Origin of the sequence: Delftia sp. WSY_10 (assembly GCF_043104705.1) — a bacterium.
Classification (GTDB): Bacteria; Pseudomonadota; Gammaproteobacteria; order Burkholderiales; family Burkholderiaceae_C; genus Comamonas; species Comamonas tsuruhatensis.
The window spans coordinates 77,401-90,182 of record NZ_JBICKY010000021.1; the positions used below are offsets into that span (position 1 = coordinate 77,401).

Below are 12,782 nucleotides of genomic sequence, written 5' to 3' on the forward strand. Positions count from 1 at the left end.
CAGATCTTGATCTGCGTCTAGACGCAGCGCGCTCCGTCCACCTCGATGCAGGTGCCGCTGATGAAGGCCGCCTCGTCGCTGGCCAGATACAGCGCGGCATTGGCCACGTCCAGCGCCGTGGAAAAGCGGCCCAGCGGAATCGTCGCCCGAAAGCGCGCGCGGCGCTCCTCGTCCACGGGGCCGCCGGCAAACTCGGCGGCCAGGCCGGTGTCGGGGTTGAAGACGGGGTTGATGCAGTTGACGCGGATGTTCTCCGGGCCCAGTTCCGCGGCCATGGACTTGCTGGTCACGATGACGGCGCCCTTGGAGCCGTTGTACCAGGTCAGCCCCGGGCGCGGGCGCAGGCCTGCCGTGGAGGCGATGTTGATGAAGCTGCCGCCGCCGGGGCGGCCATCGGCCATCGGCGGATTGGCGCGCATGGCCGGCACGCCGTGGATGGCCGAGAGATAAATGCTCTTGACGTTGACGGCATAGACCCGGTCGAACTCGGCCTCGCTGACTTCGAGCATGGGACGGTTGCGGTGCGTCCAGCCCGCGTTGTTGACGAAGACATCGAGCCGGCCGTGGGCCTGCAGCGTGGCGGCCACCAGGGCCTTGACCTGTTCGCCCTGCGTCATGTCCGCCTGCACATAGAGCGCGCGGCCGCCCACGGCGTTGATGGCCTGTGCCACGCGCGTGCCGGCCTCGCGGTCGATGTCGTTGACGACGATATGCGCGCCTTCGGCGGCCAGCCGCATGGCGATGCCGGCTCCTATGCCGCTGCCGGCGCCTGTGACGATGATGGATTTGTCCTGGACACGCATCGGGCTTTGCTCCTCGGTCGGGGGTCAGGCCCCCTGGGTTTCGGTGGTGGCTGTGGTCGCCGGGGTCGGGGCCACGCCGCCTGTGCCGGGCTGCCAGCCCACGAACTGCGGGTAGTAGCGCGCCACGCCGGGGCCATTGAAGTCCCAGCCCAGGCACTGGCCCAGGTGGCGTGGCGGCTGGCTGGGGTCGGCATCGCCAAAGACGCCGGGTACGGACTGGAAGGCGGCCGTGGCCATGTTGAACAGCAGCTCGCGCAGATGCGTGCAGCTGGCCACGCCGCCCAGGTTCTCGTTGATGGCCTTGCGCCATCCGCGCGCCATGCTGCAGCCGACCATTTTCTGCAGGGCCCGCGTGGCCTCGGGGCAGTGGCCCAGCGGATGGGAGTCCATGACGACCTCGATGGCCTGCACCGCCAGGCGGGCATCGACCGTGGTGCGTATCCACATGTGGTGTATGGCCGTGCCGGCCGGCATGTGGCGGCCGCCGCTCAGTTCGATGTCATGGGTCTTGCTGTCGCGCAGCTCGCCTTCGATGTCCCAGAGGCCATCGGCGCGGGCGTAGCTGCGGTAGCGCACGTCGCGTTCATGCTGGGGCGTGCGGTCGGGAACGGGAGACAAGGGCATGGGGAATTCTTCTTTCTGTCGCGTGCGGCCGGCTGGCGCCGGGCACCTTGCGATTTTCCGTCATGCGCCAGGATCAGCCATGCCGTATGGCGACGGTCTTCAGCGTGGTGAAGCCATAGAGCGCCTCGAAGCCCTTTTCGCGGCCATGGCCGCTGGACTTGACGCCGCCGAAGGGCAGCTCCACGCCGCCACCCGCCCCGTAGTTGTTGACGAAGACCTGGCCGCAGCGCAGGCGCCGCGCCAGGCGCAGCTGGCGCGCGCCGTCACGGGTCCACAGGCCGGCCACCAGGCCGTAGGCCGTGCCGTTGGCCAGTTGCACGGCATGGTCCTCGTCATGGAAGGGCATGGCGCAGAGCACGGGGCCGAAGATCTCTTCCTGCGCCAGCCGGTGCTCGGGTGGCACGTCGCGCAGCAGGGTGGGCGCCTGGTAGAAGCCGCTGTCGGGCGCATGCTCCACGATCTGGCCCTGCGCCACCACGGCAATGCCTGCCACCTGGGCGTCGGACAGGAAATCCCAGACACGCTGCTGCTGGCTGGCGCGGATCAGCGGACCCAGGTCCAGGTCCATGGCGGCCGGACCCACGCGCAGCGCCTCGAAGGCCTGGCCCAGGCGTTCGAGCAGCGGCTCGTAGATCAGCGAGTCGATCAGCACGCGCGAGCCTGCCGAGCAGGTCTGGCCGGCGTTCTGCACGATGGCGTTGACGATGGCGGGCACGGCGGCGTCCAGGTCCGCATCCGCGAACACGATCTGCGGACTCTTGCCGCCCAGCTCCAGCGTGACGGGGCAGTGCCGTTCGGCCGCAGCCTGCTGGATCAGCGTGCCCACGCCGGGGCTGCCCGTGAAGCTCAGGTGGTCCACTCCTGGATGGCGCGCCAGGGCCTCGCCCACCTCGTGCCCCAGGCCGGTGACCACGTTGAAGGCGCCTGCCGGAAAGCCGACCTCGGTGGCCAGCCGCGCCACGCGCAGCACGGACAGGCAGGCGTCTTCCGAGGGCTTGACCACGCAGGTATTGCCCGCGGCCAGCGCCGCGCCCACGCTGCGGCCCAGGATTTGCATGGGGTAGTTCCAGGGGACGATATGGCCGGTCACTCCGTGGGGTTCGCGCCAGGTCAGGGCGCTGTAGCCTTGCTGGTAGGGCAGGGTCTCGCCGTGCAGCTTGTCGCAGGCGCCTGCATAGAACTCGAAGTAGCGCGCCAGCGCCAGCGCATCGGCGCGGGCCTGGCGCGTGGGCTTGCCGCAGTCGCGCTGCTCGATGGCCGTGAGTTCATCGGCATGCTGCAGCACGCTGCCCGACAGGCGCATCAGCAGGCGCCCGCGTTCGGCGGCCGAGAGCTTGCTCCAGACGCTGTCCTGGCATTCGCGCGCAGAGCGCACGGCCAGGTCGATGTCCTGGGGCGAGCCGCGTTGGAGCTCGTCGAAAGCCTGCCCGTCCGACGGGTCCAGCACGGGGATCGTGCGTCCCGATTCCGTAGGCACGGACGCATTGCCGATGTGGTGGTATTGCATGGAGCCCGATTGTGGGGCGCCCGGGACGCTTGTCCAGTCCCGGGCGTTGCAGCGCGCCTGCCTACTGCGCAGGCCAGCCCGCGTCGCGCAGGCCTTGGCGGTCCAGCACCTCCATCTTGCCGCGCCGCAACTGCAGGCAGCCGGCCAGTTGCAGCTCTTGCAGGATCTGGTTGGTGGTCTGGCGTGACAGGCCCAGCATGCGCGCCAGCTGCTCCTGGGACACATCCAACTCGCGCCGCCAGCGCTGGCGGCCCTGGCCGTCGGGCTGCCATTGGTCAAAGCCTTCGGCCATGCGCACCAGGCGCCGCGCCAGGCGCTGGGGGGCCGGCAGCAGCGTGTGCTCTTCCAGCGCCACCAGGCACACGCGCAGCTTGTCCGTCAGCAGCAACGCCAGCGCTTGCCAGTGTCCGGGGTGGGCGGCCAGCCACTCCATCAGCGGTGCCTGGGGCACGTGAAGCACGATGCAGGCCGTGGCGGCCTGGGCGTCGTGCGTGCGTTGTGTGCCATCGAACAGGGCAATCTCTCCCAGCCACATCGGCGGCTCCACCAGGGCCAGCAGCGCCGTGCGGGCCTGCTCGCCGCAGGCGGCCGTGCCCGAGATGCTGAGGGCGCCACGCGCCACCGCGTACAGGCCGCAGGGCGGGTCGCCCCGGCGAAACAGCCAGTCGCCTGCGGCCAGCGTGCGGGGCTGGGCCAGTGCCTTGAGCTGCGCGGCCAGCTCTGGCGGCAGGGCGTGGAACCAGCGGCCTGCCTCGACGGTGGCCCAGAGATCGGCCATGCCCGGCGGACCGGCCACTGCGCGGCGCCGTACGCCGCGCGTGGCGGCGGCAGTTGCCGTGGCTGCCGGAGCTGCCGGTGCGGGTAAGCCCGAGGTGTGCGATGAGGCTTGTGTCGGATCCATGACAGACGCCAATCCTTGATGACACCACCATGGTTGCGCAACATCCACTGCCGGTGCAGCCTATGAAAACCCTCATCGACCAACTGTCCCAGTACGCGGACTATCACCGTGATCCACGCAACATCCTCACGCACTTCTTTGGCGTGCCGCTGATCATGTGGGCCGTGGTGATCCTGCTGGCACGTCTGCAATGGGCGATGCCATTGGGCGACGGCCTGCCTGCCCTGCCGCTGAGCCTGGCCTTGCTGGCGGCGCTGGCGGCAGGCATCTACTACTGTTTGCTGGACCTGCGCTACGGCATTGCCATGGCTGTGGTGCTTGCCCTGATGCTGGCCTTGGCACAGCCCATCGCCATGCTGCCGTTGGGGGCTTGGCTGGGATGGGGGCTGGGCATCTTTGCCGTGGGCTGGGTGATCCAGTTCGTGGGCCACTACTACGAGGGCCGCAAGCCAGCCTTCCTGGACGACATCCTGGGCCTGGTCATCGGACCCCTGTTCGTGCTGGCCGAGCTGGGCTTTGCACTGGGCCTGCGCCGCGAAGTGCAGTATGCGGTGGAGCAGCGCAGCGGCCCCGTGCGCCGGCGCGCGGGCGGGGCACACGCCTGAGACCGGGCGCTGCAAGCTTGGCGCAGGCTTGCGCCCTTAGCATGGCGGGCGTTCCTGCGGAGCCATCCGTGGGGGCGTGTGCCTGCGCCTAAAATCACGCTGCTATCCCCTGCGGGGGCTCTTTCGTTTCAACTCTGCTTATCCATCATGTCTTTCGACAAAGTCACACCGGGCAAGAACGCTCCTGAATCCTTCAACGTCGTGATCGAGATCTCGGCCAACTCCGATCCCATCAAGTACGAAGTGGACAAGGAAAGCGGCGCCGTCTTCGTGGACCGCTTCATGGGTACGGCCATGCACTACCCGGCCAACTACGGCTATGTGCCCCAGACGCTGTCCGGCGACGGCGATCCGGTGGACGTGCTGGTGATGACGCCCTTCCCGCTGCCCCCGGGCGTGGTCGTGGCCTGCCGCCCCATCGGCATCCTGCTCATGGAAGACGAGTCCGGCGTGGATGGCAAGGTCCTGGCCGTGCCCACGCAAAAGCTGCTGCCCGCCTACGACAAGATCAACACGCTGGAAGACATCCACGAGATCACCCTCAAGCAGATCCAGCATTTCTTCGAGCACTACAAGGACCTGGAAAAGGGCAAGTGGGTCAAGGTTCTGGGCTGGAAGGGCGTGGACGAGGCCAAGAAGGAAGTCGTGGACGGCATCGCCAACTACAAGGGCTGATCCCTTTCACTCCCGTCGAGGGAGTCTCAACTGCGCTGAGGTAAATGCCCGCTTCGCAGTTGATACAATTTGAAACGCACCCGGTGCCTAGGCGCCGGGTGCGTTTTTTGTTTTGTCATGGATCAGGGTTTGGACAGATCAATCAGGCGCTGATGGGGACATCGGCCCGGGAGCGAGCAAATGAAGGTGGCAGATTGGCGCATGGGCACGAAGCTGGGCATGGGATTCCTCGTCATGGTCCTGTTCTCGGCGGTTCTGGGGGCGGTAGCCTGGTTGCAACTGGCGCAGATGCACCGCAACGCATTGCATTTGTCGGATGTGGCCCTGCCCAGCATGTTCCATGCGGGCGCCATGCGATCCGAATACAACCGCCTGCGCCGTCACGAGGCCGGCATTGCCTCCGCGCGCAGCCTGGCCGAGGTCGATGGCTTTGCCAAGCAGGTGCAGGACCGGCTGCAGACCATTGGCGAGCATGAGACGGCCCTGCGTTCGCTGATCGACCAGCAGGCCTTGCGCGCGGCCTTCGACGACTACCTCGGCTTCAAGCAACAGTTCCTGGCCATGCATGCGCGATTGCTGGAGCGTGCGCGCGCCGGCAACTATTCCACCACCGAGGAGCAGGCCTTCATGGCCGACGAGATGGGGTTGATGTTCGCCGGCGAGTCCGAGGCGCAATTCGGCAAGCTGGCCGAAAGCGCCGGCCGCCTGCTGACCCTGCAGCGCGAGGCGGGTGAGCGGGCGCGACAGCAGGCGCAGGCAGGCTTTGACCTGGCCCGCATCTGGGTGCTGGGCACGCTGGCCGCGGTGGTGGCGATTGCGGCCCTGGTGGGCTGGGCCATCACGCGTGCTGTCACCGGCCCGGTGGCCCAGGCCGTGGCCGTGGCGCGCAATGTGGCGGCCGGCCATCTGGAAAAGCCGGTCACCAGCCGGCGCCGGGATGAAATGGGCCAGCTCATCAACGCACAGGAGGACATGCGCCGCAAGCTCGCCGAGCTGGTGGGCGATGTGCGCGGCAATGCGCACGGCGTGGCGCTGGCCGCTGGCGAGATCGCCCAGGGCAATGCGGACCTGTCGGCGCGCACCGAAAGCCAGGCCAGTGCTCTGGAAGAAACCGCAGCCTCCATGGAGCAGTTGGGCGCCACCGTGCGCCAGAACGCGGACAACGCGCGCCAGGCCAACCAGATGGCTGCCTCCGCCTCGGGCATTGCCGCGCGTGGCGGCGAGGTTGTGGCCCAGGTGGTGGACACCATGAAGGGCATCAACGACAGCAGCCGCCAGATCGCCGACATCATCGGCGTGATCGACGGCATTGCCTTCCAGACCAATATCCTGGCGCTGAACGCCGCCGTGGAGGCGGCCCGCGCTGGCGAGCAGGGCCGGGGCTTTGCCGTGGTGGCCGGCGAGGTGCGCACGCTGGCCCAGCGCAGTGCCGAGGCGGCCAAGGAGATCAAGGCCTTGATCCAGGCCAGCGAGCAGCGTGTGGAGCAGGGCACGCAGCTGGTGGACAAGGCCGGCGAGACCATGTCCGAAATCGTCGCCGCCATCCGGCGCGTGACCGACATCATGGGCGAGATCAGCGCCGCCAGCAGCGAGCAGAGCGCGGGCGTGGCCCAGGTGGGCGATGCCATCACGCAAATGGACCAGGCCACCCAGCAGAACGCCGCCCTGGTCGAGCAAAGTGCGGCCGCTGCCCAGTCGCTGCAGCAGCAGGCGCGGGCCATGGTGGCATCGGTATCGGTGTTTCGCACGGCGCCGGGAGACTCGACAGCGGTCCCCGAGGTGGCTGAGACCGCCAAGGCGGCCGTGGCGGTGCCGAGCGCAACGGCGGCCGCCCCTTTGGCATCACCGCCGGTCCTGGCGCCCATTGCAGCCCGGCCAGCGAAAACTGCCACGCCAGCCCAGGTCAGCAGGACCGCGACCGCCGACGACGAGGAGTGGGCCGCGTTCTGAGGCCTTGCCCGCAGCTGTGCCCCATCCTCTGGCGGCCCCATGCCCTGCATGGGGCCGCTTTCTTTTTGCGTGCTGCGTTGAGCTTGCGCACGCCGGGTGGCAGGAGGCTGTGGCGCAAATCCTCCAGTGAAGGTTTCTGCCTACTGCAAGTACCTGAACTTGTCCTGAACAATGCTTGGATACTGGCAGAATGTAAATAGATGTAGTCCTATTCTTACAGATTGAGGAACGGCCGCTCCTGGCCTCGTTCGCTCGGAACGAAGGGATATCCCATGATTACCTTGTTCTCATGGCCGCCTGGCCTGGCGGCCATCGGCCATCCAGCAGACCGCGCTCCCGCGGGGTCCCGTCCTCCCCCTCTCCAAGCCTTGCCTGCCAGCTGCCATCGGCCGGTGCGGCTGGCCTGTTTCTGCAAGGTTCGCGCCGGGCCTGGCTGATAGCCTGCCCATGGCGCGAGACAGAGCAAGACGCAACAAGATGACGGGACCTCTACAAGAGAGATGAATGTGAAAAACCTCAAGATTTCAACGCGCATGCTGGGCACCTTCGGCCTGCTGGTGCTGCTGCTGCTGGCCGTGGTGGCCGCGGCCCTGGTGCAACTGCGCTCCATGCGCACCAGCATGGAAGTCATCACCGGCAATGCCATGCCCAGCGTGGAAGTGATCAACCAGATAGGCACCGATGTCGTGCGTACCCGCTTGCTGGAGGTGCGCCACGTCAACAATGATGATGTCGCCTACAAGACCGATTCGGAAAAGCAGCTGGAGCAACTGCAGCGCCGCCTGGCCGAGCGCAAGAAGGCCTACGAGCCGCTGCTGTCTTCCGACGAAGAGCGAAGGCTCTACGCCCAACTGCTCCAGGAACGCGAGCGCTACCAGCAACTGAGCCAGCAGGTGCTGGCGCTGTCACGCCAGGGCGAAAAGGAAAAGGCCCAGGCCGTGCTGGGCGGCGAGTCGCTGAAGCTCTACAACGATTCGTCGAACACGCTGGATCTGCTGGTCAAGCTCAACAGCGATGCGGCCGTGCAGGAAAGCCGCAATGCCGAGGCTGTCTATGGGCGCTCGGTCGTCGTCCTCAGCGTGGCGGCGCTGGCCGCCGTGCTGCTGGCCGTGCTGGCCGGGCTGTGGCTGACGCGCTCCATCCGCACGCCGCTGGCCCATGCGGTCGATGCCGCAGACCGCGTGGCCAATGGCGATCTGGGCGGGACCATTCACATCGACCGCCATGACGAAACCGGCCTGCTGCTGGGCGCGCTGCAGCGCATGCAATCGAGCCTGGTGCAGACCGTGCGCAGCGTGCGCCAGAACGCCGAAGGCGTGGCCTCGGCCAGTGCGCAGATTGCCTCCGGCAATGCCGACCTGTCCAGCCGCACGGAGGAGCAGGCCAGCGCGCTGGAGCAGACGGCGGCATCCATGGAAGAGCTGGGCTCCACCGTGCGCCAGAACGCCGACAACGCACGCCAGGCCAATCAGCTGGCGCTCAATGCATCGAGCGTTGCGCGCCGCGGCGGCGACGTGGTGGCCGAGGCCGTGGAAACCATGAAGGGCATCAATGACAGCAGCCGGCGCATCGGCGACATCATCGGCGTGATCGACGGCATTGCCTTTCAGACCAACATCCTCGCGCTCAATGCCGCGGTGGAGGCTGCGCGTGCCGGTGAGCAGGGCCGGGGCTTTGCCGTGGTCGCGGGCGAGGTGCGCTCGCTGGCGCAGCGCAGCGCCGAGGCGGCCAAGGAAATCAAGGCGCTGATCACGGCCAGCGTGGAGCGTGTGGAGCAGGGCTCGCAACTGGTGGACCGCGCAGGCACGACCATGACCGAAGTGGTGGCTGCCATCGGCCAGGTCACCGACATCATGGGCGAGATCAGCGCGGCCAGTACCGAGCAGAGCTCCGGCGTCGCCCAGGTCAGCGAAGCCGTCACGCAAATGGACCAGACCACGCAGCAAAACGCTGCCCTGGTCGAGGAAAGCGCGGCCGCCGCTGCCTCGCTGCGCAAGCAGGCGCAGGACCTGGTCGAGGCCGTGGCCGTGTTCCAGCTGCCGCGCGGTGCCATGGACAGCCATGCGCATGTGCCCAACAGGATGGTGGCGCAGGCCAGCGCCGCGCCACGCGCCGCAGCGCAGCCTGTCCGGCCGAACCCGCCGGCCAGCCCCGCACGGCCTGCGGCCTTGGGGGGCGGCGGTGCTGCAGCGGGTGGCGAGACACTGGCCCGCCGGCTTGAGCGCGATGCCACGCCTCCCATCCAGCCACGCCCTGGGCCCGCAGCAACAGGCAAGCCGGCTCCGCGCCAGCCCGGTCAGGGCGATGACGACTGGGAAACCTTCTGAGCCTCAGTCCTGGCGCAGCGGGCTGTGCGCCTGCAGCTCCTGCAGGTAGCCGGCCATGCCTTCGCCCTCGCGGTCCAGAAAGCGCGAGATGGCGTCGGCGAAGGACGGGTGGGCAATCCAGTGGGCGCTGGGCGTCACCACGGGCAGCAGCGCCCGCGCCATCTTGTGTTCGCCCTGGGCGCCTCCCTCGAAGTGCGCAATCCCGCGTTCTATGCACCAGGCGATAGGCTGGTAGTAGCAGGCCTCGAAATGCAGGCAGTCCACGCGCTCCAGCGCGCCCCAGTAGCGGCCGTAGGCCGTGCCCTGCGGGATGTGCGGGATCTGCGGCGTGTCGCGGTCGCAACTGCCGGCCGAAAGCCGTGCGGCTGCCGCATCGAGTGCGATCAGGCTGCAGGCCATGGGTTGGCCGTCGCGCTCGGCGACGAACATCAGCCAGTTCTCGGGCATCTGGTGCGCCATGGCCTCGAAGAAGGCCGGCTGGAGGTACGGGGCGTTGCCGTGTTCCAGATAGGTGCGTTCGTGGCAGCGGTAGAAGAAGGCCCAGTCCTGGGCGCTCATGTCGGGGCCGTGCACTGCTCGAAAGCGCACGCCGGCCTCGTGCACCTTGCGCCGTTCCTGGCGAATCTTCTTGCGCTTTTCCTGGTTCAGCGTGGAAAGAAAGTGGTCGAAGTCCCGGTGGCCCGCGCCCCCGGCGTTCTGGTTTCTCCAGTGGAACTGCACGGTGCTGCGCTGCATCCAGCCGTCGGCGTCGCAGGCTGCCAGATCCTCGGCATCGCTGAACAGCAAATGCAGGGAAGACAGCTGCTGCGCCTGGGCCCATTCGCGCACGGCGCGCACCAGGGCCGCACGCAGCAGCGGCGTGCGTGCCAGCAGCCGGCTGCCCGGCACAGGCGTGAAAGGCACGGCGAGCACGCCCTTGGGGTAGTAATCCAGCCCATGCTGGGCGTAGGCGCGCGCCCAGGCAAAGTCGAACACGTACTCGCCATAGGAATGCGCCTTGGCGTAGACCGAGCAGGCGGCGACCAGCTCGCCGCCCTGCCAGAGCGTGACCACGCGGGCGGCCCAGCCGGTTTGCGGCACGGCGCTGCCGCTGGATTCCAGCGCGCTCAGGTACTCGTGGCGCATGAAGGGGGTGGGCGCAGCCTGCGATGCCAGCAGCGCATTCCAGGCCTGGGCATCGAGCTGCTGCACGCTGTCCAGCACGCGGGTGATAATTGCGGTTTCAGCCATGCCATTCCTTGCAGGCCCGTGTGACGCGCGCTGCCGCCTTGCGCTGTGGGGTGGCCTTGTCGGCCCTGTTGGCTCCATTGCATTCCATGACGCTCTCCATCTGCACTGCCCAGCTCAACTTTGTCGTGGGCGATCTGCCCGGCAATGTCCAGAAAATCATTGCCGCAGCCCGTGAAGCTTATGCCACGGGAGCGCGCTTGCTGCTGACTCCCGAGCTTGCCCTGTGCGGCTATGCGGCCGAAGACCTCTATCTGCGTCCCGCCTTTCTGGACGCCTGCGATCAGGCCGTGCAGCAGCTGGCGCTGGAGACCGCGCAATGGCCGGGCCTGGCGCTGGTGCTGGGCCATCCCTGGCGCGACCCCGGCGCTGGTGGCGCGTTGCGCAATGCAGCCAGCGTGCTGCGCGACGGGCGCGTGGAATGCAGCTACGCCAAGCAATGCCTGCCCAACTACGGCGTGTTCGACGAGCAGCGCTACTTTGTGGCCGGCCAGTCGCCTTGCGTGGTCGAGGTCCAGGCAGTTCGCGTGGGCTTGCTGATCTGCGAGGACGCCTGGCATCCCGGGCCGGCAAGCGCGGCTGCCGCGGCGGGTGCGCAATTGCTGGCCGTGATCAATGCTTCGCCCTTTCATGAGGGCAAGCAGGCCGAACGTGAAGCCACGCTGGCTGCACGTGCGCGTGAGACCGGCCTGCCCCTGGTCTACGCACATCTGGTCGGTGGCCAGGATGAAATTGTCTTCGATGGCAGCTCTTTTGCCGTGCACGCCGACGGCAGCATTGCCGCACGCGCGGCGGCCTTTGCCGAGGCGCTGCCGTTGGTGGAAGTGCGTGCCGGCGCGCAGGAATTGACGCTGGCCGCCGATGTGCAGCCACCGGTGGAGCACCTGCCGGCGCTGTGGTCCGCCCTGGTGCTGGCCGTGCGCGACTACGTGGGCAAGAACCGTTTCCCCGGCGCGCTGCTGGGCCTGTCGGGCGGGATCGACTCGGCCCTGGTGCTGGCGATTGCGGTCGATGCGCTGGGCGCGGACAAGGTGCACACGGTGATGATGCCTTCGCCCTATACGGCGGACATCAGCTGGATCGATGCGCGCGATATGGCCGAGCGTGCGGGCGTGCGCTATGACGAAATCTCCATCGCGCCCCAGTTCGAGGCCTTCAAGGCTGCCCTGGCCCCGGCCTTCGCGGGCCGCGCCGAGGACACGACCGAAGAGAACCTGCAGGCCCGCATCCGCGGCACCTTGCTGATGGGCCTGTCCAACAAGTTCGGCTCCGTGGTGCTGACCACCGGCAACAAGAGCGAGATGTCCACCGGCTACTGCACGCTCTATGGCGACATGGCCGGCGGCTTTGCCGTGATCAAGGACGTGCTCAAGACCGAGGTTTTTGCGCTGGCGCGCTGGCGCAATGCCAACGATCCGTTCGGCACGGGGCTGGACCCCATTCCGGATCGCATCATCACGCGCCCGCCCAGCGCCGAACTGCGCCCGGACCAGAAAGACCAGGACAGCCTGCCCGCTTATGAGGTGCTCGACGCCATCGTGCGCCGATACATGGAAAATAACGAAAGCATCGCCTCCATCGTGGCCGACGGATATGCCGGCGCCGATGTGGAGCGAGTGACGCGCCTCATCCAGATCAACGAATACAAACGCCGCCAGGCGCCCGTGGGGCCGCGGCTGACGCGCCGCAGCTTCGGCAAGGACTGGCGCTACCCGATCACCAACCGCTTTCGCGCTTGAAGCACCTGAGGCGGCGGGGTTTCCTGGCCAGCCGTCTTGCCCCGTATTGCATGCACTGAGGAGTTCACCCCATGAAAATGATCACCGCCATCATCAAGCCGTTCAAGCTGGAAGAGGTCCGCGAGGCACTGGCCGACTGCGGCGTCAACGGCCTGACCGTCACCGAGGTCAAGGGCTTTGGTCGCCAGAAGGGCCATACCGAGCTCTACCGTGGCGCCGAGTACGTGGTGGACTTCCTGCCCAAGGTGAAGATCGAGGTGGTGGTCCGCACGGAAGACGTGGACCGCTGCGTGGATGCCATCGTCAACGTGGCCCGCACGGGCAAGATCGGTGACGGGAAGATCTTCGTCACCGCCGTGGAGCGCGTGGTGCGCATCCGTACTGGCGAACTCGACGACGGAGCCATCTGAACCCGGCAGCAGTG

Annotated in this window: 11 protein-coding genes; 6 read left to right on the plus strand and 5 right to left on the minus strand. The window is 67.5% G+C overall.

The annotated features are described in order from the left end of the window. Nucleotides 1-17 precede the first annotated feature (17 nt). The 4 genes from ACF8ML_RS11455 to ACF8ML_RS11470 all read right to left on the minus strand — a co-directional run bounded on the left by ACF8ML_RS11455 (nt 18) and on the right by ACF8ML_RS11470 (nt 3,835). Nucleotides 18-803, minus strand: coding sequence for an SDR family oxidoreductase (locus tag ACF8ML_RS11455; RefSeq protein WP_392408030.1), 786 nt, complete (start codon nt 801-803; stop codon nt 18-20). A gap of 24 nt (nt 804-827) precedes the next feature. Next, nucleotides 828-1,427 (minus strand): DUF2889 domain-containing protein, encoded by a 600-nt coding sequence (locus ACF8ML_RS11460; protein ID WP_016447429.1) that lies wholly within the window; start codon nt 1,425-1,427, stop codon nt 828-830. Between the two features lie 73 nt (nt 1,428-1,500). After that, nucleotides 1,501-2,934, minus strand: coding sequence for an aldehyde dehydrogenase family protein (locus ACF8ML_RS11465; RefSeq protein WP_016447428.1), 1,434 nt, complete (start codon nt 2,932-2,934; stop codon nt 1,501-1,503). A gap of 61 nt (nt 2,935-2,995) precedes the next feature. Then, nucleotides 2,996-3,835 carry a Crp/Fnr family transcriptional regulator gene (locus tag ACF8ML_RS11470; RefSeq protein ID WP_047326772.1) on the minus strand — a complete coding sequence of 280 codons (840 nt, stop codon included), beginning with the start codon at nt 3,833-3,835 and terminating at the stop codon, nt 2,996-2,998. 62 nt (nt 3,836-3,897) lie between these two features. Here ACF8ML_RS11470 and ACF8ML_RS11475 point away from each other — a divergent pair, with 62 nt between their 5' ends. From ACF8ML_RS11475 to ACF8ML_RS11490, 4 genes are all read left to right on the plus strand, one after another. Further along, on the plus strand, nt 3,898-4,440 hold the full coding sequence (locus ACF8ML_RS11475; RefSeq protein WP_047326773.1) for a DUF962 domain-containing protein: 543 nt from the start codon (nt 3,898-3,900) through the stop codon (nt 4,438-4,440). A gap of 147 nt (nt 4,441-4,587) precedes the next feature. After that, nucleotides 4,588-5,115: an inorganic diphosphatase gene (ppa, locus tag ACF8ML_RS11480; protein WP_013801496.1), complete on the plus strand. Its 528-nt coding sequence runs from the start codon at nt 4,588-4,590 to the stop codon at nt 5,113-5,115. 180 nt (nt 5,116-5,295) lie between these two features. After that, the gene (locus tag ACF8ML_RS11485) at nt 5,296-7,065 is read left to right on the plus strand and encodes a methyl-accepting chemotaxis protein (RefSeq protein WP_047326774.1); all 1,770 of its coding nucleotides are present in this window, start codon (nt 5,296-5,298) and stop codon (nt 7,063-7,065) included. Between the two features lie 500 nt (nt 7,066-7,565). Continuing rightward, entirely contained in the window at nt 7,566-9,392 is a 1,827-nt protein-coding gene (locus ACF8ML_RS11490; protein WP_016447424.1) for a methyl-accepting chemotaxis protein, read from the plus strand. Nucleotides 9,393-9,395: 3 nt separating this feature from the next. Here the strand turns inward: ACF8ML_RS11490 and ACF8ML_RS11495 are convergent, their stop codons facing one another. Next, on the minus strand, nt 9,396-10,622 hold the full coding sequence (locus ACF8ML_RS11495) for a GNAT family N-acetyltransferase (protein WP_047326775.1): 1,227 nt from the start codon (nt 10,620-10,622) through the stop codon (nt 9,396-9,398). A gap of 86 nt (nt 10,623-10,708) precedes the next feature. Here ACF8ML_RS11495 and ACF8ML_RS11500 point away from each other — a divergent pair, with 86 nt between their 5' ends. Both ACF8ML_RS11500 and ACF8ML_RS11505 read left to right on the plus strand, forming a co-directional pair. Next, complete coding sequence (locus ACF8ML_RS11500) at nt 10,709-12,358, plus strand: NAD+ synthase (protein WP_392408031.1); 1,650 nt, start codon at nt 10,709-10,711, stop codon at nt 12,356-12,358. Nucleotides 12,359-12,429: 71 nt separating this feature from the next. Next, nucleotides 12,430-12,768, plus strand: a complete 339-nt coding sequence (locus tag ACF8ML_RS11505; RefSeq protein WP_012206673.1) for a P-II family nitrogen regulator — start codon at nt 12,430-12,432, stop codon at nt 12,766-12,768. Nucleotides 12,769-12,782: the final 14 nt, after the last annotated feature.